General features: G+C 62.0%; 17 protein-coding genes. 6 read left to right on the top strand and 11 right to left on the bottom strand.

Annotation, left to right across the window (positions count from 1 at the left end; genetic code table 11):
- Positions 1 to 610 precede the first annotated feature (610 nt).
- Positions 611 to 5,746, top strand: coding sequence for a RecQ family ATP-dependent DNA helicase (locus FHS00_RS15000; RefSeq protein ID WP_183474900.1), 5,136 nt, complete (start codon positions 611 to 613; stop codon positions 5,744 to 5,746).
- Between the two features lie 85 nt (positions 5,747 to 5,831).
- Here the strand turns inward: FHS00_RS15000 and FHS00_RS14995 are convergent, their stop codons facing one another.
- A complete protein-coding gene (locus FHS00_RS14995; protein ID WP_183474899.1) occupies positions 5,832 to 6,182 on the bottom strand; it encodes a hypothetical protein in 351 nt (116 codons plus the stop codon).
- 748 nt (positions 6,183 to 6,930) lie between these two features.
- Between FHS00_RS14995 and FHS00_RS14990 the strand changes: the two genes are divergently transcribed.
- Together FHS00_RS14990 and FHS00_RS14985 are read left to right on the top strand one after the other, a co-directional pair.
- Positions 6,931 to 7,587 carry a hypothetical protein gene (locus tag FHS00_RS14990; RefSeq protein ID WP_183474898.1) on the top strand — a complete coding sequence of 219 codons (657 nt, stop codon included), beginning with the start codon at positions 6,931 to 6,933 and terminating at the stop codon, positions 7,585 to 7,587.
- Positions 7,580 to 8,218 carry a hypothetical protein gene (locus FHS00_RS14985; RefSeq protein WP_183474897.1) on the top strand — a complete coding sequence of 213 codons (639 nt, stop codon included), beginning with the start codon at positions 7,580 to 7,582 and terminating at the stop codon, positions 8,216 to 8,218. Before FHS00_RS14990 ends, FHS00_RS14985 begins: the two co-directional genes overlap by 8 nt.
- A gap of 151 nt (positions 8,219 to 8,369) precedes the next feature.
- Here FHS00_RS14985 and FHS00_RS14980 read toward each other — a convergent pair whose 3' ends face one another.
- From FHS00_RS14980 to FHS00_RS14970, 3 genes are all read right to left on the bottom strand, one after another.
- Positions 8,370 to 8,795 (bottom strand): hypothetical protein, encoded by a 426-nt coding sequence (locus FHS00_RS14980; protein WP_183474896.1) that lies wholly within the window; start codon positions 8,793 to 8,795, stop codon positions 8,370 to 8,372.
- A 111-nt stretch (positions 8,796 to 8,906) separates the two neighbouring features.
- Entirely contained in the window at positions 8,907 to 9,695 is a 789-nt protein-coding gene (locus FHS00_RS14975; protein WP_183474895.1) for a hypothetical protein, read from the bottom strand.
- Positions 9,696 to 9,862: 167 nt separating this feature from the next.
- Positions 9,863 to 11,260: an AAA family ATPase gene (locus FHS00_RS14970; RefSeq protein ID WP_183474894.1), complete on the bottom strand. Its 1,398-nt coding sequence runs from the start codon at positions 11,258 to 11,260 to the stop codon at positions 9,863 to 9,865.
- A 363-nt stretch (positions 11,261 to 11,623) separates the two neighbouring features.
- On the opposite strand from FHS00_RS14970, the gene FHS00_RS14965 reads away from it, so the two are divergent.
- Both FHS00_RS14965 and FHS00_RS14960 read left to right on the top strand, forming a co-directional pair.
- On the top strand, positions 11,624 to 11,896 hold the full coding sequence (locus tag FHS00_RS14965; protein WP_183474893.1) for a hypothetical protein: 273 nt from the start codon (positions 11,624 to 11,626) through the stop codon (positions 11,894 to 11,896).
- Positions 11,897 to 12,063: 167 nt separating this feature from the next.
- Positions 12,064 to 12,684, top strand: a complete 621-nt coding sequence (locus tag FHS00_RS14960) for a hypothetical protein (RefSeq protein ID WP_183474892.1) — start codon at positions 12,064 to 12,066, stop codon at positions 12,682 to 12,684.
- A gap of 117 nt (positions 12,685 to 12,801) precedes the next feature.
- On the opposite strand, the gene FHS00_RS14955 is transcribed toward FHS00_RS14960, so the two are convergent.
- Positions 12,802 to 13,158, bottom strand: coding sequence for an H-NS histone family protein (locus FHS00_RS14955; RefSeq protein ID WP_183474891.1), 357 nt, complete (start codon positions 13,156 to 13,158; stop codon positions 12,802 to 12,804).
- A 512-nt stretch (positions 13,159 to 13,670) separates the two neighbouring features.
- Between FHS00_RS14955 and FHS00_RS17985 the strand changes: the two genes are divergently transcribed.
- Entirely contained in the window at positions 13,671 to 14,147 is a 477-nt protein-coding gene (locus FHS00_RS17985; protein ID WP_425486048.1) for a DUF2934 domain-containing protein, read from the top strand.
- Positions 14,148 to 15,186: 1,039 nt separating this feature from the next.
- Here FHS00_RS17985 and FHS00_RS14945 read toward each other — a convergent pair.
- From FHS00_RS14945 to FHS00_RS14920, 6 genes are all read right to left on the bottom strand, one after another.
- Positions 15,187 to 15,675 carry an SRPBCC family protein gene (locus FHS00_RS14945; protein WP_183474890.1) on the bottom strand — a complete coding sequence of 163 codons (489 nt, stop codon included), beginning with the start codon at positions 15,673 to 15,675 and terminating at the stop codon, positions 15,187 to 15,189.
- Entirely contained in the window at positions 15,672 to 16,013 is a 342-nt protein-coding gene (locus tag FHS00_RS14940; RefSeq protein ID WP_183474889.1) for an ArsR/SmtB family transcription factor, read from the bottom strand. Before FHS00_RS14940 ends, FHS00_RS14945 begins: the two co-directional genes overlap by 4 nt.
- A gap of 124 nt (positions 16,014 to 16,137) precedes the next feature.
- The gene (locus FHS00_RS14935; RefSeq protein ID WP_183474888.1) at positions 16,138 to 16,557 is read right to left on the bottom strand and encodes a hypothetical protein; all 420 of its coding nucleotides are present in this window, start codon (positions 16,555 to 16,557) and stop codon (positions 16,138 to 16,140) included.
- Between the two features lie 289 nt (positions 16,558 to 16,846).
- Positions 16,847 to 17,581 (bottom strand): response regulator transcription factor, encoded by a 735-nt coding sequence (locus FHS00_RS14930; protein WP_183474887.1) that lies wholly within the window; start codon positions 17,579 to 17,581, stop codon positions 16,847 to 16,849.
- 1,232 nt (positions 17,582 to 18,813) lie between these two features.
- The gene (locus tag FHS00_RS14925; protein WP_183474886.1) at positions 18,814 to 19,581 is read right to left on the bottom strand and encodes a sucrase ferredoxin; all 768 of its coding nucleotides are present in this window, start codon (positions 19,579 to 19,581) and stop codon (positions 18,814 to 18,816) included.
- Positions 19,578 to 20,477 (bottom strand): ABC transporter substrate-binding protein, encoded by a 900-nt coding sequence (locus FHS00_RS14920; RefSeq protein WP_183474885.1) that lies wholly within the window; start codon positions 20,475 to 20,477, stop codon positions 19,578 to 19,580. Before FHS00_RS14920 ends, FHS00_RS14925 begins: the two co-directional genes overlap by 4 nt.
- Between the last annotated feature and the right edge of the window lie 53 nt (positions 20,478 to 20,530).

Here is a 20,530-nt window from a genome sequence, read left to right as displayed (position 1 = left end):
GCGGCAGCACCGAACCGCGTACGAGAAAACCCGACGTGGCGGCTGTGGCAAAATCCTCGCTTGCCCGCGTCATATTGATCGCTGCGTCGTGAACCGGGTGCGAAACAGAAGGTCATTCTCCTCGCCGCTGACCCGGCCAGGACACCGGCTGGATCCCGCTCCCGCCCACGCCAAAGGCACCCGTTTACAGGATGCTCGTTCCATCATCGGTTCCCCTCACAGGACACGCATAGAGCGATTTCGTCGCTCGGTGAGGCGAACAGCGCTTCCCATCCCCTCTTGGCTCGACCAACCTGACCATACGTCAACGATTTTGGTCTATCGTTGATGCTCTCTCTGGTTTTTAACGAGTGCTGGCCTGGCTTCACTCCCTCGGAGCCAGGCCGTTTTCTCCTGGCCTGACATTTCCACGTCCGGCGACGTTTCTTCCTTGGCTAACCAGTAGTGCAGGCCCCAAGGCCCTGCTCTCTTGGCCCCCCTTCGGCCGATGCGCGCTGCAGCAGGCGACCGTTCCCCTCATCGCCTTTCCGCAATTGCCAGATCCAAGGTTCACGGGATCTCAAAATGTTCCGATTGTGGGTCGGCGTGGAGTTGTATTCGCTGATCCCGAATGAACCAGCTGCCTCAGACATCGGGTTTGCCGAGCCGTTCTGCCCTGCTCGATCACTGCCTGTCGATCGATCTCGAGGTCAATCCGAGGACGGCGGAGGTCTTCGCCGTCGCGGCTGTGCGCCATGACGACCAGCCGGCCATCCGCTGCGCGGCAGGACAGTTGCAAGCGGGGCTGGATCGTCTCGAGGCCGCGCTCGACGACGTCGCCCACCCGATCGGGCACAACATCCTGCAGCACGACCTGCCCCATCTCACCGCGCTGAGGCCCCGTCTCTCCAGACTGATGCAGGCGCCGATCGACACGCTCTGGCTGAACCCCCTCGCCTTCCCTCGGAACCCCTACCACCATCTGGTCAAGCACTACCGGGACGGAAAGCTGCAGGCCGGCCACGTGAACGATCCTGAGCTCGATGCCAGACTGGTGTTTAAGGTGCTGACCAACCAACTCGCGGCGCTTACTGAGCTGAACGCCGAGACCCCCGATGCCCTTGCCGCCTACCACTGGCTCTGCACAAGGCGAGACATGGCGGCCGGGTTCGATGCGGTCTTCCGGGAGGTAAGAGGGGCAGCGGTGCCCCTCGAAGACGAGGCATTCGCTGCCATCCGGCGTCTTGTCGACGGCAAGGTCTGCACCAAGCGGCTCGAGCAGGTTCTTGGCCGGCTCGCCACGCCCGAGCTTGGATGGCCCATGGCCTACGCGTTGTCGTGGATCTCTGTGGCAGGGGGTGACTCCGTCATGCCGCCCTGGGTCAGGGCGCAGTTCCGGGACGCCGCGCGGATCGTGCGGCATCTGCGGGATACGTCTTGCAAGGAAAAGAGCTGCGACTGGTGCGCCGAGAAGAACGACCCGGTCCGCGCCTTGCAGCGCTGGTTCGGCTTCGAAGCCTACAGGCCGCAGCCTGTCGACGAGGATGGGCGCTCGCTGCAGGAGCGGATCGTCGGCGAGGCAATGGGCGGGCAAAGCCTGCTCGGCATCCTGCCGACCGGCACAGGCAAATCCGTCTGCTACCAGATCCCGGCCCTGTCGAAATTCGACAAGACCGGTGCGCTGTCGGTCGTCATTTCGCCGCTGGTGGCCCTGATGGCCGACCAGGTGCAGGGTATGGAGCGGGCCGGGATCTCTTCGGCGGTCACGATCAACGGCATGATGTCGATGCCCGAACGCCAGGACGCGCTCGAGAAGGTCCGCATGGGCGAGGCGTCGATCCTCATCATTTCGCCCGAGCAGCTGCGGAGCACCTCGATCCGATCGATCCTGCAGCAGCGCGAGATCGGCCTATGGGTCCTGGACGAGGCGCATTGCATTTCGAAATGGGGCCATGATTTCCGCCCGGACTATCGCTACGTCGCGCGCTTCATCAAGGAATATTCGGGTGACAGCCCCCCTGCCCCGGTCCTGTGCCTGACGGCCACCGCGAAGCCCGAGGTCGTGCGCGATATCCGCGAGCATTTCGAGACCCGCGTCGGCGTCGATCTGCTACTGCTGGATGGCGGGGCCAGCCGGACCAACCTCGCCTTCGAGGTGCGCCCGACCCGCAAGGAAACCAAGCTTTCCGACGTCTTCGAGGTGATCTCAGAGATGCTGCCCGCCGAGGGACGCTCCGGAGCGGTCGTCTACTGTGCCACGAGATCCTCGACGACCCGTGTGGCGGACTTTCTGAAGGCCCAGGGGATCGCGGCCGAGCACTTCCATGCCGGCCTCAGCCCGGACGACAAGAAGGACGTACAGGAACGCTTCCGGGTGGGCGAGCTGCGGGTCATCGCGGCCACGAATGCCTTCGGCATGGGGATCGACAAGCCCGACATTCGCCTCGTCGTGCATTGCGACATCCCCGGCTCGCTCGAGAACTATCTTCAGGAGGCCGGTCGGGCCGGCCGGGATCGGGCCGACGCCAACTGCGTGCTGCTCTATGCCAGCGACGACGTGGAGCGGCAGTTTCAGCTGTCCGCGCGTTCGCGGCTGGCACGCCACGAGATCGGCGCCATTCTGAAGGCGCTCCGCCGGATAGACGACCGCACCCGAAAGAGCGGCAAGGTCGTGGCCACCTCCGGCGAGATCGTTCGCGAGGAGAAGGACCGGGAGTTCGAACGCGACAGCGCGACCGACGACACCCGCGTGAAGACGGCGGTGTCCTGGCTCGAGGAAGCGACGCTGCTGTCCCGCGAGGAAAACCGCGTCCAGATCTATCCGTCCTCGCTGAAGGTGCGCACGCTCGACGAAGCCGAAGCCCGGTTAAGGGACGCGCAGATCACCGAGGCGCGACGGCAGGTGCTGATCTCTCTCGTTCGCCACCTGATGAGCGCTGCCGTGGATCAGGGCATCTCCACCGACGAGCTCTGCGGCGCAAGCGGGCTCTCGCCCGGCCACCTCACCAGGGCCATGGCCGACCTCGAAGCGCTGGGGATCGCGCAGAACGATCTTGCGATCACGGTCTTCGTGCATGTCGGGGTCGAGGGGCACTCCGCATCAAGGCTGGCGACATCGTCCGAGCTGGAAGGCGCGCTGATCGCACGGCTCCGCGAGATAGCCCCCGACGCGGCTTCATCCGAGCCCCTGCCACTGCACCTGTCGGAAAGCTGCCAGGTCCTGCGCGACGCGGGTCACGGGGAGGCGCGTCCCGACATCATCGAAAAACTGCTCCGGGGCATGGCACGCGACGGGAGGGATCAGGACGGCGGGCGCGGCAACATCCGTCTGCGCAAGGCCTCGCGCAACACGCTCGGGATCACGTTGGAGCGGTCCTGGAGCGCCGTCGCCCGGACGGCCGAGCTGCGGTGGAAGGCGGCCGCGATCCTGCTCGAGTGGCTGACGGAGAAGGTGGCAAAGGGGGTGCGCGGCAAGGACATCCAGGTCGAGACCACGATCGGTGATCTGCTGGCCGCGCTGACGGATGACATCGAGCTCAGGTCCAGCGGCATCAAGGACATGACCAAGCTGATGGAGCGGGCGCTGCTATGGCTGCACGAGCAAGGCGTCGTGACGCTCGGCAAGGGGCTGACGGTCTTCCGGCCGGCGATGACCGTGCACCTGAACCCCTCAGGGGGACGTTTCACCCAAGCCCATTTTCTGCCACTCGAGGAATACTATGCCGAGCAGACGGTGCAGACCCATGTGATGGCCGCCTATGCCGAGCGCGGGCTCGACGCCATGGAGGAGGCGCAGCGACTTTCCGCGGACTACTTTGTTCTCGAGAAAGACAGCTTCCTGCGTCGCTGGATGCCGGGCCGGGGCCAGGAGATCCGAAGGCAGACCACGAGCGCCTCTTGGGCATCCATCGTCGATGCCTTGGCCAACCCGGTCCAGCAGGCGATCGTTACCGACACGCGCGAGCAGACCAACGTCCTCGTGCTCGCCGGCCCCGGCTCGGGCAAGACCCGGGTGCTGGTGCACCGTATTGCCTATCTGCTGCGCATGAAGCGCGAGGACGCGCGTGGCATCCTGGTGCTGAGCTACAACCGCCATGCCGCGACGGAGATCCGGGCGCGGCTGCGTCATCTCGTCGGCGAGGACGCCAATGGCGTGACGGTCTCGACCTGCCATGCGCTCGCCATGCGGCTGGTCGGCGCGAGCTTTGCGGGACAGGAATCAGAGGGGCGGGACTTCGACGGCATCGTCATGGACGCCGTGCGGCAGCTGAACGGCGAAGGTCTGAGCCGGGTCGAGGCCGAGGCGCAGCGTGATGCCCTTATCCAGGGCTACCGATGGATCCTCGTCGACGAATACCAGGACATCGGAGCGGAGGAATATGCATTGATCTCGGCGGTGGCGGGCCGGTCACTGGAAGACCCGGATCTGCGGCTCAGCCTCTTCGCGGTCGGCGATGACGACCAGAACATCTATGCCTTCGCCGGTGCCTCGATCGACTACATCCGCAAGTTCGAGGAGGACTACCGCGCGCGCCCCGAATTCCTGACCGAGAACTACCGCTCGACCCGCAACATCATCGATGCGGCGAATGCGGTCATTCTGCCGGCGGATGGCCGCATGAAGGCCGGGCACGACATCACCGTCAATCGCGACCGACTGATGGAGCCCGCCGGTGGCGCCATGGCCGGGCATGATCCGGTGGCGCAGGGGCGCGTGCAGCTGCTGGATGCCCCTGCGGGCGACGCGGCCCAGGCCATGGCCGCACTCGACGAGCTGATCCGGCTCTCGGCGCTCGACCCGGACTTTCGGTGGGACCGGTGCGCGATCATCGCCCGGGAATGGCGGCGGCTCGAGCCCGTGCGCAGCTATGCCGAGAGCCGCGACATCCCGGTCGAGCTAGCCAATGAGCATCTGCCCAGCATCTGGCGCCTGCGGGAGATGCAGACCTTGTTCTCTGGCCTCCGAAGTGTCCGAGGCGAGCTCATCACGATCAGGGACCTGATCGCTCTGCTGAACAGGCAGATCCCGAACCGCTGGACCGATCTCCTCGCCGAAGGGATCGCCGCACTGGCGCGCGAGTTGGGAACCGGCGCGATGCCGGCGCTCGACGTCATCGAATGGTTGGCCGAATGGTCTCGGGACACCCGCGGCGAGCAGAGAGGCCTTCTGCTCCTGACCGGCCATCGCGCGAAAGGGCTCGAGTTCGACCATGTGGTCCTCCTCGACGGCGGCTGGGAGCACAGATCCCGGGGCGAGGATGCGGAGGCACCACGCCGCCTGTTCTATGTCAGCATGACGCGCGCCCGAAAGACGCTTGCCGCGACAACGGCCGGTGCCCATCGATTTCTGCAGGACCGAGACGACATCGTCCTGCGCCGTCAGGTTTCCGTAGACCTGCGAGATGCGGCTCCCGCGCCGCGGCACTATCAACTGCCGAGCCTCGAAGTCGTCGACCTGTCCTACGCGGGGCGGCTGAGCCCGTCGCATGCCGCCCATGAGGTCATCGCGTCGGCGCAGGTGGGTGATGAGCTCCGCCTGGTTACTGAGGGCGATCGTTGGATGCTGTATGATCGGAACAACCGGCCGCTCGGGCGCATGGCCAGATCCTGGCAGCCGCCAGAAGGTACGGTGTTTCTCAAGGGCATGGTCGGTGCTGTCGTTCGCTGGCGGAAGAGCGACAACGACGAGCTCTACCAGCAATGGATCAAGCGCGAAGAGTGGGAGACGGTCCTGCCGGAGCTGGAATTTCGCGCTGGTCCGATGTGATCTGAAGATTTCGGGTCGTCCGAACCAAGAGATACGATGAAGGCGCTGCAAGCAGCGCCTTTACCGCCCGACTGCAGGACTTGGCTTAGCCCGCCGCGGCGCGCCTCCGCTTGATCTCCGCAACCAGTGCGTCCTGTTGCTTGCTGGTCAGTGCCTTGAGCTTTGCCACCAGCGCGGGACCGTCGATATTCCACTTCTCTGCCAGCCCGTCTTGCAGGCTGTCTTCGACGTTCCAGTCGACATGGCGGTCGAGCTCAGAGGTTTCGAACCAGTGGGACCAGTGCGCGTCCACTACGGCGTTCATTTCGGATTCCGAAAAGCCGAAGTCGTTCGGAGAGAAGCCCTCGACCTGGATCTGCTGTTGCTGCGCAGGTGCCGACAGGCTGGTAGCGATCGGCTGTTCGGCCTTGGGGTGCTGGTCAGACTGGATAGTCATGTTTCTGCTCTGTTTTATTGGCTGTTATAGAACGCGAATATCGGCAGCGGTCCCGGATGCATCAACTGTGCCACTCTTCGGACAGGCTTTGTGAGGCTTTCAAGTCACATAATATGATTAAATCTTAGGGGCCTGTTTTTGAACCAATGCTCCGAGCAGGGATCGCCGATCCCGATTCCATCGGCACCTCCGGCGTTCCCGATCAGCGTCTCCGTACGATAGGGTACTGTAGGGTTAGAGGCCCCCCAAAACTCATTGTGGCCTTTGCCAATGGATATGGCTTGCGGACCGATCCATTTTCTGCCGTGCAAAACCAGGCTGCGCTATGGCCGGAACTCATCACCATCTGAGATGCCCAGGCATGACCGGTCCGAACCTCGTCTAACAAAGTCTGCGAGTGTCGGCGGAATGTTTTGGCCGGAGCCCGCTCCGCTTGACCTTGCTCAATCTTTTCAGGGAGAGCGCACAGGGTCTTCCAGCTTCCTTGTCGCCATACGTCGCGGGCCGTGGCAGCCGGTTTCCTTTGCTCTGCCTAGCCGGGCCACACCGGCGGCCCAGTCTGCCCCTGTTGACGTACCCGGGTTTTTCCGGACATGCTTGTGACATGAGCTCTTGGATCACCCTGCACGTCATACGCTAACGCCCCTCTCGGGGCGCCGCTCGGCGTACGTGATCCATTCCCCCTCAATTCGAGATCTCGTCCGGCTTACGGCGCCTTTGTGTCTACCTGCGATACAAGGAGCTGAACATGAACGACATTCACGACCGCTACGACACCTTTGACCCCGCCACCGTCGATCATTCCATGCGATGGCGCTGGTCCATGCGCCGGCACGGCGATGAGCATGCCCGCCTGGATCTCGTCCTCGGAGGGGGAGAGGATCCAGACAAGGCGCTCGAGGAGCGTCTCAAAGCGGCCCTCGGGGCGGGCTGGGAGCCGGACTGCCGGCGGCATGAGCCTACGGTGCGTCTGCCCTATGGCGCCCCCAGCAGTCCGGCACGTGCCCACATTCTCGATGAACTCGAACGCCGTCTCGAGGCCGCGGGGGTGCGTCATGCGTGTTGCGTTCAGGCATTCCCAACTGGCTGGCTACACATCGCAATGGTCCTCGTCGATCGCCTGTGTCGGTGGGTGGCTGAAGGAGACGAATGCACGCTCGACGACGTGAAGGAAAAGTACGGGACCCTTCGTGTGCATGTTTACGGCTCTGCCCGCGTGCATGACCTTGCAGATTGGTGCGAAGAGCAAAGCGCGCGGCGCTGTATGGCAACCGGTCGCGAAGGTCGAACCCGGGATACCGGCTGGGTCCTGACGCTTTCCGACGCCGCATACGCGCTCCATCAGCGCGACCACCGGACGGTCGAGCGGATGATGTATCCGCCTCGCGAGAAAGCCGATGCCTGATCATCTGGAAGGGAGCTTCGATCCCACAAAGGTGGATATCCGGATTCACGCGACCTGGGGCACGTCCAACCCTGAAACCGGCGCATCCGTGCACGTCGAATGGGGCCTAGACCAGCCGCGTGACGAAAGCCTCGAAGACCAACTCGAGGCCCTCTTCCCCGATTCCTGGCGCTTCCGATACAAGTGGTACCGTCCCGTCGAGCGGCTGCCACCTGGGGCCCCTCCCCCCGAATGGCGGGCCGAACTTCTTGCGAGCCTCGTACACTGTCTCACCGCATCGGGGATCAAGGGCGCGGACCAGTTTGAGGCATTTCCAACTGGCTGGATATGGATTGCGCAGGTCATAGCGCACCACATGTCGGCCTGGGCGCGCGAAGGCGAACAGATCCGTATCCAGTCGATCGATAAAGAACTCGGCATGCTGCGGTGCTACGCGCACGATAGCGCGCGTTTGAAGCGCCTGTGCCGCTGGGCACAATGTCAGAGCGAAGAGCGATGCATGGCGACGGGCATGCCCGGAGAAACGCGTGTCGAGTACGGGCGCGTGCTGACATTGTCGGACGAGATGTACGCCCTGTTCGAACTCGATCCGGCTGCGCTGCAGGACCGAATGTACCGGGCCCGAAGATGACCTCCTCCCCGCAGGAGGTGCTCTACCCGCGACACAGCGCAGAGCCGCACCAGACCGATCTCTTGCAGAGATGTTCTGGCTTTCCTCCGGCCTTTGCGCATGAGCACCTCGCCCGTGCCCAAGCCACTTGGCCGCATAGCGGTGCACTGCCTCAGGCCGCGGCCGCCATCGGCTGCCCATCGCAGAACCGGATCCACATCCCACTCTCGATCCTTGTCGTCGCGGCATCGATGGGCACCCCCATCTCGATGCCCCGTCGGATGCGGCGTTCGCAAGCGGCGTAGTTCGCGAGAAATCGCTCTCGATCGATTTCGATCAGGGGGCGGATCGCGTCGAAACAGGCATGCCCGGCGGACTGCAAATCCTTGCGGGCTTCCGTCTTCCGCGAGCTGCAGCCCAACGCGCCTGCATGCTTCACGGCGAACGCGCTGTCGCAAAGATCGAGAGCCTCCATCTGCAAGCGTTCATCGATCGCCCAAGGGGCCAGAACATGCATCCAGGTTTCACGAGCGATATGTAAGCGGAGGTCGCTCAGGAAAGCCGAGTGAACCGCCCCCAGTCTGTTCAGAAACTTCACCTCTGATCCCTCACCGCGGTCACCATTGGTGCCGGATATACGGGAGGAAAGTTTCGAGATGATTGACGAAGCGGGCGCACCAACAGCAGGGATGGATATCATGTCAGTCCCTCACGGCTGCTTTTGCATTGGGGTGCTCAGGTAGACATATTTTCTGGCGGGCTGATCGGTTCTTCCGAACGGGCAGAACGTGAACGAGACAGGTGACCTTTCCTCCTGCACCGCTTCCGCCGCTGTATCAGTGCTGTCATCATGGAACAGATCATCTGCTTCGGCGTCGCAGCGGATCTCGTCGATCCAGCGTTTCGTTCTGACGCGTGTCCGGCCGTGGAACAGCGTATATTCGCGCAGGATGACGAATGTGCCCCGGGTGGTGGCGTACTTGATCCGGTTGATCCATCTCGTCCACTCCGACCGGGTTTGATCTTCGCACCACCAACTTCGGATTACGCCATCAAAAACGACATCCGGCTGCCGCGCGCGCTGAAGGCAATAGGTTTTTGGGTGGTCCCGGTCGACGATGCAGACCACGCCCTGCTTTTCGGACCCCAGGATCGAGGTATCGAACTCCGACATATTCGGTCGCACCTCCAGCACGGCCCGATCGATGTCGTCCTGATCCGCATCATTTCCATCGTCGTCCAAGACATGGAAGCCTATCTCGTCGCCGAGGCTGCCACCTTTGAGAAAAGGGTAGACCTCAATCCGCGACGGATCGCCTATCCAATGATAGAACAGGGCAAGGTTCTGAAAGCGCGATCCATTCGTGATGATCTCGTTCTGAATGCTGCCCCATGCCACGTTCGGGGCAATCGCCCGGGGCTCGAAATATTCGAACCTCGTTCTGAGATGCCCGGTTTCCAGGTGCTTCTTGAATTCCGAAAGGTGAAGGGTTTTCATCGGGTCGCTCCCTATTGCAACATGACATCAGGCTAGCGACGAAAGATTAAAGCCATTCCAAAGAACCGAGGCGTTCGGCCCACTGGCCGATATTATCGCTTTGCAAATGGCAGGGAGGCTTTCTCGGACCAGATCCACGACGCAGCAGACCCGGTCCGTGACCCGCTTCACATCACGACGCGGGCCGTCTTGCGGGCATTGTCATCGATCAGCTGGCGGACCAGTTCCGCAAGCACCCGGACGCTGCGATGGCGGTCAAAGCTTTCCTCGAGGAACGCCAGGTCGCTCGCGGTGAGCCGCAGGAAGGCTGGATGGAGACCGAGCAGTTCGGCCTGGTCGCGCAGGATCGATCTGGCAAGCGCGCGGACATGCAGCCTTGCCGGTCGGGGCATCTCGAAAACGTCACACCGCGACAGCAGTGGCCCGCTGATCCGGTCCAGCTGGTTGGCGCTGAAGATCCAGTTGACGCCCGAGGCATCGACCGCGCTCGCGAGATAGCGCTCGTGGTATCGCCTGGCTTCGCCGGGCTCGAGCAACGGCAGCAGGCACTCCTGGATCGACCCATTATGCGTCGTCTGGGCCTTGTCGATCTCATCGAGGATGATGAGCGGGTTCAGAATACCGCTCCGTGCGATTGTCGACGACACGATCGACGGCATCGCTGTCGACCATCCCGCCGACGTCCCGAACAGGTTGCCATCCGCGCTGCCGGCGACGGATTTCTGCGACGTCGGCAAACCCAGCTCTGCGGCAAATGCCCGCAGAAGCGCCGTTTTGCCGGTTCCCGGCGGTCCGACGAGGATCGCGGGACGCAGGGAGATGACGGCCCGGCCCTGTTCAAAGTTGCGCTCGAGCGGACGGAGCAACCCGTCGATCACCGCCGTGGCGTGGGGAAAGCGAGCGCCAAGCCCCTCGCGGATGCGGGCGAACGTGCCACGATCCCGGCATTCGGCGTAAGGCACCGGCTCGGTGCACACGGCATGCAGCGCTGCATTGCGTTCCACCTGGCGACCGCCATCCGGCAGGTTCTTCAGGGCTTCCGGGTCGAGCAGGTACCGCCCCAGTCCCTCCGACCGCACCGGATTGGGATTAGCGCGGCCAGTACCTGACCGCGACGCGCCGGTCGCATCGGTTTTTCGGCATCGGCATTCCATTTGCTGCCGCTGCTTCTGGTATTCCAGTTGGTTCTGCAATTGCATGTCTGCGATCTGAGCAAGCTCACCCAGGAATCCGATATCTTCGAGTTCGGCATGCAGCACATCGATGCTGTCGTTCCCGGTATCCCCACCGGACAGCCTCGGTTCAGGCACGTACGTGAAGCCATGGCGTACCGCGGCCTCTGCGCGGACCTGCTCGTTTGTGTGGGTCCACCAGCGTTTGATGGCACGGTAGCCCGCTTCCTGAGCTTCGGAGCTGGAGTCTGGCAGTCGTTCCGTGAGCACCGCCTTTACGAATTGCGGCAGGCTGAATGGCGCGGCAGATGCGGTTTCGCCGAGAACTTCGGCGACATAGTTGGCAATGGCCTCGCCGACCTCCGCATCCCATTGCGAATTATCGTCATCCATGATCGCTCTCCTGTTTTTCTACAAATCCAGGCCTCGGGGCCCGGTGCCAGAAAATCAGGTGCGAGGTATGGTGACGTTATTGCTCATGCGGTGAGGCTATTTCGCGCGTCGCCTGCGGTCAAGGGCTTACCCAACCACGGCCGGAGCGCGCGACAGCAACGAATGCGGTAAAACGATCGTGCAGCTGTACAATGCTACAGGCCTTCAGCCTCGCCTCATGGAGGCGGCATTGAGTAACGCCGGCCTGGAATTATCGGTACAAGTACCACTGGTCAGGCTTTCCGACACGAAACGCTTGAATACGTATTGCAATAATTATCCGGGCCCGATCGTCTATGGGTGTCTCATCAATAGGAGATTTCCATGCTCGGCATTATCAATTCCGCAATCCTCCTCTCGCAGGCCATGAATTCCAGGCCGCGGACCATCATGGATCCCGAAGGCTACCGCGTCGCCCGAGTCACCGGTAACTACCTCGCGGCCTGGAAGGCCCGGGCTCTGGCGGCCGAAGCGGAACTCGATGCGCTGCAAGATGAGCATGCGGAGCTGATGTCCGACTTGGCCGATCTCGAGGAGATCGTCGCGCGGCTGAGCGATGTTGGCACCTCCGCCTCCGGCCGGACCGACGCGGACTGAGGCGTATCCGCCTTCCCTGCCCGGGGGTACTGTCGTTTGTCGTATGCATCCCGCCGCCGGATCTCCTCCGCGTATTCGCAACAAAGGAGATTCAGATGACGAATGCATCAACCAACCCCGCGAGTCGGCGCCGACGAGGGGAACCTGTCACGCCGATGAGTGCCGCAATGCTCGAGGCCATGCTCGAGCTGGCGCGCAAGTTTTTGAATCTGATCCTGAAGATCCTCGGGTTGCCGCTTGTCGCGGCGCGCAAGACAGTGCGCGCTCTCGGCCTCGGGGGGAGCCGCGGCGGCGGGCACGATGCTGCAGCGGAGCAGGCGCGGCGTCAGCAGGAGTTCGACGCGCCCTCGGCCGTGCCCCAGCCACCCGCAGCGGTCTCAGGCTCCCCCGGCCGCCTGATCCCGGCAATGAAGGCCTACCTGCAAGCGCCGACGGACCACCAGCGTATGGAGATCGCGAAACGGCTGCGGCACCCCCAGATTATTGCTTACCTCGATGGCCTGCGGCCCGATGAGCGAGCGGCCTTTCTCGAGGCATCGCCGGGGGCCTTACGGAGGCATTTCGATGGCAAGCTGCCACATGCCAGGTTGCCCGCTTGGAGTACGGACTTTGATTATGGCGTGATCGAGCGCCCCGCGCCCAAACTGGCTGTGCAGGCAGCGCCGGTGGCGCCCGCCAGGCGACAACCTCTCAGATCCTCGACCCCTCCCTCCGGGGCCGTACCTGCAACAGGACTGCGATCACGGACGGCGAGGATGGTGGAGCGGCACCGGCAGCTGGCGCAATAACCGTCCAGAACCCTCTCTAGGCGGATAATGGGTGGCCGGGATGCACCGGCCGCCCGTTTCTATTTCAGACTCCTTCAGCAGAGCCCCTTGCCCATCTGGCAGCGCGTGGTCGCTTAATCAGCCCGCCGCATGACCGCCATTCAGGCGCTCGATCAGGAAATCATCGCGATTGGCACCATTCTCGATCGCGTCTTTCATCCATTGCGGCTGGCGTCCACGCCCTGACCAGGACTGGGTGGGGTCTTCTGGATTGCGGTATTTCGCCGGCGCACCGGATTTGGAGGACTTCCCCTTGGTGCCCTTCAGCGCAATCACCTCATCGAGGCTGTAGCCGAATTCCCGGACGGCCGCTTCCGCAGCGGCACGCGCTTCTGCGCGCTTGCGATCGTGGTAGTTGGAAATCGCTTTCTCGACGGATTTCTGAAGTTCCTTGAGTTCTCCAAGTTCCATGCTGTCAAGATCGACATCAGCCATGATTGTTCCTTTTCAGCCACGCATTAATCAGGTTTGCCCGTCTAGCGAATACGCGATGACATGGCAACGTGTCGTTCCGGTGATAACACACGCTTCGATCCTGGCTTGTGCCTTTCCGGTGTCTTGAACGGCAGGCCGGTCAGGAGAGTTCGCCGACGTATTCCACGATCGATACAGCGCCCGGATTGTTTGCTCGGTTATTAAGGCACCCTGTATCCGTAAGGGCCCGATAGCAGAAGACTTGCGGCGATATTGCGCAGGCTCATCCCCGAAAAGCAGAACCCCGGAGATATAATCTCCGGGGACTAAGCCGCCTTGCGGCGGAGGTCTGCTTCCATGAAGCGTAACCTTGAGGATCACGATTTCTCGCGTTTGATCCTTTTGTATTGTAAGCCGCCAATGCAGCGCCAAAGGTCGATCAATCTTCCCTTGATGGATCCCGTATACCTTGCGCCCTCCGGACACGCAACGGAAATCGTACGGCCGACGCAGATTTTCTTCTATTTATCATAATGTTGACAATCCTGGCTTCACCCACGGGTTTCCCGTTCAGGGGCCGCAGCCATAGACCCTCCTCCGGGGCGGTCCTGCTGTCTGGCCTGGCGCGCATTGTCCCGCCCTGCCGGCCGGCTAGTTTGCAGTGTGAGGACATGAGGTTCGCAATGACGCCATCTCGAGAGGATCGAATTCGGCAGCGCGCGTACGAGATCTGGCGGCGCGACGGCGAGCCTTCCGGAAGGGAGGAGGAGAATTGGTCGAGGGCTGTCCGGGAGATCGACGATGAGGACCACCATGCACGCAGGGCCGAGGCTCCGCGCGTCAGGCGCCGGCCGCCCGACGAAACCGGAAGAGACGCCGACCTGTCGGACCGGGACAAGGCCCTGCGAGCGGCCGAGGCTGCGGCCAGGCGACATGGCTTCGATCTGGCGGAGCTGCTGCACCCCCGGACGCCTCGCGCAGGAATACGGTCGCGCAGACGCCAACCATGAGGGCGGGTGGCATGCAGGGCGCAGTTTGTCGAAAGACGATACACGGGGCCGAGCTCGGATGGGAGTTAATACGCTTGGAGGTAGATAACTCGCGACCCCAAGCTCCTTACTGTGACGCATGGGCGCGGCCTTGATGATGGGGGTGGCGGGGTGAGCGTCACTCCCGATATCCCTCGGCGCTGCCTCCCGCCACATGCGGCACGGGCTTGGGGGTGACGAACGGGAAGGGCAATGCGCTTCTGATACGACGCACCGCTATATAGGAAGTATCTTTATACGGATCGTCGTATCTGAACCGACGCTCGGGGACCCTCGGTCCTGCCCGGCTCTGCTATGCTCGGCGCATCATGTCCTTGCCCGATCTTCAGGGCGAAGCATAATCGCCTTGGCCTTTTGGCCTTTTGGCCTTTAGGCCTTGGCGTGCCAGTAGGATGAGCCAGGCCCGGCGGGAGACACGTAGGCCACAAATGCCGGCGGGGCAATGAGACGAGGCCGCACCGCCTCGAAGGACCGAGCGACATCGACACCAGCCACCCGCGCCCGATGGCGCTTCGCAATAGAGTCGAAACAAGCTCCTGAGCCTTCCGAGCCCGGACGGCTCTGAAGTTGGAATGATCAGGGGCGGCCCTTTGGGTGGGGGGAGATCGATGCGCCCTGGGTCACGCGGACAAGGCTACCGGTTCCCGGCTGCCCGAGACGCCGACCTGCCTGGAGCGAGCATCCAGGCTAGCAGCAGCAGGCCAGTTCCGCGATGCTCTGCGGGCGCCGTGGATCGCACCTGCCAGCGCACGGATCGGAGCGCCAGATGGTCACCCGTACGAGCGGTAGAGGCGTCGTCCGGGATCAATCGAGCTTATCTATTGCGGCGCCGAAGCGTCGACGTGCTGGATGTCGGCCGCAGCTTCCGCTCCAAAGGGGCGCACTTCGGACGATGCCGATATTCCCATGCCGGAAATGTCAGCATGTCCTGTTGGCGCAGGTCGTGAATGAGGCGGGTGTTCCTTAGAGGCCCGCTTCCTTAGCGAGATACGATTGCCGTTTAAGGAGTTGCGTCGGCTTTAGCGCCCAAAGTCTTGGCATACTCCTCAAATTGAGTAGCGACTGTGCCCCAACCGTCGTAAAATCCCATGTCTTCATGCTGCTGTCGGGCATCAGCGGAGCGGTGCCGCGCTGTTGCAGTATAGGTTGTGCCACCCTCGGGATGATCCTCGAACTCGATGATCGCAGTCATGAAGGGATCGGCGGCTGGCTTCCAGCCTTCAGCATATGCATCGGTAAAAACCAAACGACGCCCGTCGATGACCTCCAAGCAGACGCCGTCATTGCGCATTTCTTTACCATCGACTTTGAAAGTGGTGTTGAACCGCCCACCTGGGCGCAGGTCGATTTGACAGTCGGAGACTTCGTGCGGCTTTGGGACAAAGAAATTCTTTACATGCTCCGGTGTGGTCCAACATTCCCACAGCAGGGCGCGCGGCGCATCGATGACGCGGGTAAAAGTCAGGTCGGTCGAGGGATCGAGTTTCATTGGCTACGCTCTCTCATCAGGTTGGTAACATAGTCGTCAAAGCGGTCCAGCTTGCTTTCCCAGATCGCTCTCTGTTCGCTGAGCCAATCCTGCACCGGAACAAAAGTATCCGGTGCGAGCTCACAAACGCGCACCCGGCCTTCCTTGGCCGTGATGATCAGCCCCGCGTCCTCAAGCTTCTTCAGATGCCCCATAAGGGACGGCAGAGCCATGTCGTGGGGCGCGGCCAGTTCACTCACGCTTGCCTTACCCCTCGCTAGGCGGGACAATATGGCGCGGCGGGTCGGATCGCTAAGCGCCGCAAAATGAAGGTCGAGTCGTAGGTCATACTTAGCCATATGACTAACAGATCACCGACCCGCGTGCCGGGCAACAAAAAGTTAGCCGCCTGCGTAAGTTTTCTGAGAACGCTACGATCCGGCTTTATCGCTCAGCTTCCGTCATGCTAACCGTCCCGAAGCATCATCTGATCACCGCGGGAAATATCGCCATCGGATCAGTGCTTTTGAGGGCGACCATCCATATCGCGTAGCCGTCAAGATACTTGCTCGCTGGGCCGCCCCACAGGTTACGGACGTCGCCTTTCCACTGGGCGTACAGGCGAGTCACCGTGTCCGAGTGACAGGCCTGCAGTGTACGACTGGTGCGGCGACCTGCGACCAGCACCATATACGAGAGGCCTTGGGCGCGCGCGATGGCTTGATAATGAAGTGCCCCGTCAGAGAACGCCATCTCACATGGAGCCACCTGAGGCAGAAGAGCCGCCTCGATCGTCGGCTGCCTGGTGTCATCAATATAATGAAAGCTGGCCTGTCCGATGCGATTCACCTTGCCGAGCATCGGGCGCAGCCATTGCCGAGTGATTGCCTGCGGTGGCCCCATGCGCCCATACTCATGCGCCCGCCTGCTTGGTTGCTTTGGGCTTGTGTCGTTCTTGGCATAAAGCCCAGCCCGACATGTCAGCACTAGCTTGTAACGGCAGCCGATCTGGTGCCCACAGCAATAGAAAGGGACGCAGCGGTCAGCTTAACGCTTCAATATGCAGGATCTCTGACGGGAGATGCGATAGCATAACTGGGGAAAACTTCTGATCGCCGTCTTCGCGAAATCAATCACCGACATGCGCAACAAGGTCTATCAATACCGCAAAATTTTATGCCACCCGCGATAATCACCCCCCGGTGTACCGGTAGCCTATTCCATACATCGTTTCGATAGAAGAAAACCCCTCATCCACGTGACGGAACTTCGCCCTGATCCTCTTGATATGACCATCTATGCTCCGGTCCGTCACGTTTTCATCTTCTGCATTTAGAGCATCCAGAAGCCGATCCCTGGACATGATAACGTCTGGGTTGCTGGCCAGAAAGTACACCAGGGCAAATTCAGATTTCGTAAGCGGTACGTTCTCATTTCGCCATAGTACGGAAAAACTGCGTGGATCCATCGCAAGTTTCGAATGATCGATGCACGGCGTATCGGATTCGTCGGGATCACTTTCGCCGAGGGACTGGACATGAGGGGTGCCCCGCTCCGCCATCCGAACCTCGCGCCTGCGCAATTGCGAAGATATGCGCTCCGTGAGGACTCGCTGGGAGAAGGGTTTGGTCACATAATCATCCGCCCCCATGCGCAGCCCCAGCGCCTCGTCTAATTCGGTAGCTTTGCCGGACAACAGAATTACGGGGATCTGACTTATCTGTCGCAGCTGCTCGAGAACCTCGAGGCCATCCATGCCGGGCATTTTTACGTCCAGCACGACCAGTTCAGGCTCGAACCTCGGAAACTCCTTGATAATGGAAGCTCCATCACGATACGTTGAAACTTCAAAGCCCTCTGCCTCCAGAGCTGCCGACACGGAGATCAATAGATTCAGGTTGTCATCAACCACGGCGATTCTGGTCATAAAATATACTTCCTATGCCTTCGCAAAAGGATTCGAGCCCGGTGACATCGGGATCGGCTCAAAGATTTGCGCGCCGCCTGAAGCGCGATCTAGGCGCAATACTGCTTTTGGATACATCCTGTAGAAGATGGTCCGGATGGATTAAAGGCGAAAATGACCCGACGGGACTAATTGTTGCGGTTGACCATTGTCCTGATCGCTGGAATGACCATCTGTCCGCCCGCGTCGCCCTCACCGGCCTTGGAGCCGGGTCCCGAGTTCACGCCCAAGAGACCCCTCCAAGCTCCTGCCGAATTAGACACCGGTTCGCCCTATTGATCTCACATTATGCCAAGCCTTTCCGGACTCTCCGACTTGACGAAGGAAATACGGGGTAATCCTGCGCTCGTGATCCGAAGGGCACTTGTGACGCTTTCGCTGATCCAGGCCCTCACGTCGCGCTCGACCTGACAATCGATGCTTGGGGACCGGGAGTGGGGCGCCCCCTGTACTCGCACTCTGCTAGAGAGCGGACAGGCTGCCCGAAATCACCACGCCCTTCTATACACTTGGCGGCCCTGGCCGAATGGCCAACTAGTGCGCTCCAGCTTATTGAAGGGAACAACCCCGGAGATCGATCTCCGGGGCTAAGCCGCCAAAGCGGAAGGGTCGGACTTCTCCAGGGAGTTCGTCCTCCGGATCAGGAGCTGTCGCAGTTTGACCCGTGTGTATTCTAAGCCGCCAGGCGGCTACCGGTTCGATGCGCCGCTCTCATTCGAGCCGCTCGTTTCCGTTGTCCTCTTTCTAGCGAATGCCAAACCGCTCGACAAGAGTTATCTGGCCCCACGCGGCGTTTTTTTACAAGAAAACCATAATGTTGACAATGCGCGGCCCCTCGGAAGCGCCAGTACCTTTGCGCCCCGGGTCGACCCCTGTCCTTCCAAACGACCGGATCAACAAGGTCAAGCTCCATCGGGCTGGCCCGGCTGCTGCGTTTAGTTGCGCATGCACCGATGTCCTGAACGGCGCGCGCCTCGGTCACGGTATTCCATTTACAGATAGGAACCCTCCGCTCTCCCCAAGAAAGCCATGGCGGGGCACTTTCACCCTGCCCTGTCGCACCCAGGCGATGCACGCCGCCAGACTTTCCCAATGCCTGGAACCTGGCAGCAATTTATTTAGACTGGTATCGCTCGCCAGTCGACGCGGCCACGGTCAACTGAGCCCTTCCTGCCAGGCATGGTTTCGTCGATTTAATCCCAACTAAGTCCACCGGTTGTGACCCCTGCATCGAGTTCGGCGCAGGTCGCCGGTCGCTCGACCCGCCGGGGTCCGGGCAGCAAGGATCGACCGAGCCTTTCGGAAACTTCTCGGGCCTGTGCTTCGGGCGACAGATGGCACGGGCCGCGCCACTGGCGTGGTAGAGGCACGCCCTTGCCCTCGGCGTCGAGCAACTCCCCCGCATCGGCTGGCATAACCCTTCCATGTTTGGTCATGGCGGGCAGGCCGAGCGTCGAAGCCGCAAGCCGACAGCCTCCGAGATGCGTGCTTTCAAACACCTCCACCTCTTCTGGCGCCTTCGCGGCGAGGGCCTTGTATGCCGCGAACCCCCAACGTGCGCAGCAGCGATCTTTCTGACCGTGGGTGCAGACCAGCAGTAGTTGGCGTTCGGCAGGCTTCCATCCGTTCAGACCTCCTGCGGCGAGCGCTTCGAGCGCGGGCGCCAGGTCAAAGCGCGCTACGCTGCGTGTATGGTTTTCGGGATAGAGCCAAAGCCGGTGCGCGCCGTCAGCCTCGCCCTTGCGGTCGACCAACTGCACGCGCCGCCCCCCTTCGCACAGCCTTGCCACAGCCGCGCGCTCCGCCGCCGTCATGTCTACGGCGGCGTCGAAGTCGCGGCTCCACCGCCGCTTGGGCCAGCGGATGAGCAGCATTCGGGCCGGGTGCCCGCCGGTGCCTGCAAGGCCTTCGCCGACCTCCAGGCTTTCCACGCGACAGAACCGGCGAGCGGGGGCGTTCATTCCTGGACGCCGTAGATCCCGGCGATGTCATCCAGCATAAGCTCGGCCGCGATCACGCCGCCGGCGGTGTTCCAGACTGCGTCGTCCACTGCATGAACCTTGCCTTCCTTCACCGCCGAAAGGGACTGCCAAAGCGGATCGGCGAGCGCTTCGGTGGCTACGGCCTCGCCTTCCCCGTCACCCTTGTCGTAGGTGAAATGGAAGATCCGGTCCCCGTCCATCTCGGGGATGCTCTCCTTGCCGACGCGCATCGCGAACTCGTTCACGTCCTGGTTCTCGGGCCGGGCAAAACCGAGCTGGTCCAGCACCACGCCCGAGAAGCTGTCGAGCTGGTAGATGCGGATCTGGCCAGGCAGGAAGCGGATGACGGAGACCTCCTCCTGCGTCGCCTCGCCGAGCGCCTCGGACAGCGACGCCACGCGCGCGTCGTAATCCTGCATGACGGCGTCGCCCGCCTCCCCTTTTCCGAGGGCCTCGGCATAGAGATCGAAGTTCACTTGCCAGTCGCCCCGCAGCTCGGAGGACAGCACGGTGGGCGCGATCGCGGAGAGCTGTTCGTAGATTTCCTCCTGCCGCATCCGGTTGCCGAGGATCAGATCCGGCTCGAGCGCGGCCACCAGTTCGAGGTTCACGCCGCTCTCGGTGCCGACGACGGTGACGTCCTCCATCTCGTCGGCGATGTGGTCATACCAAGGGTCACCGGTCCAGGACTGGACCGCACCGATGGGCGTGACGCCGAGCGCGAGCGCGGCCTCCGTGCCTTCATTGGTCAGCACCACGACCCGCTCAGGCGCGTCCGGCACATCGGTGGTGCCCATGGTATGGGTGATCTCCCGGGCCAGAGCGGGAGAGGCGGCCAGAAGGGCGGCAAGAGCGGTGGCGGCAAGGCGGGTCATGATCGTCTCCGGAGTTCTATTTCTCCCTCGGCTCGCAATTCCTACTATTTCAG

The sequence above is a fragment of the Limimaricola variabilis genome, from assembly GCF_014195545.1.
Lineage (GTDB): Bacteria > Pseudomonadota > Alphaproteobacteria > Rhodobacterales > Rhodobacteraceae > Limimaricola > Limimaricola variabilis.
This window is presented reverse-complemented; position numbering and strand designations above follow the sequence as displayed.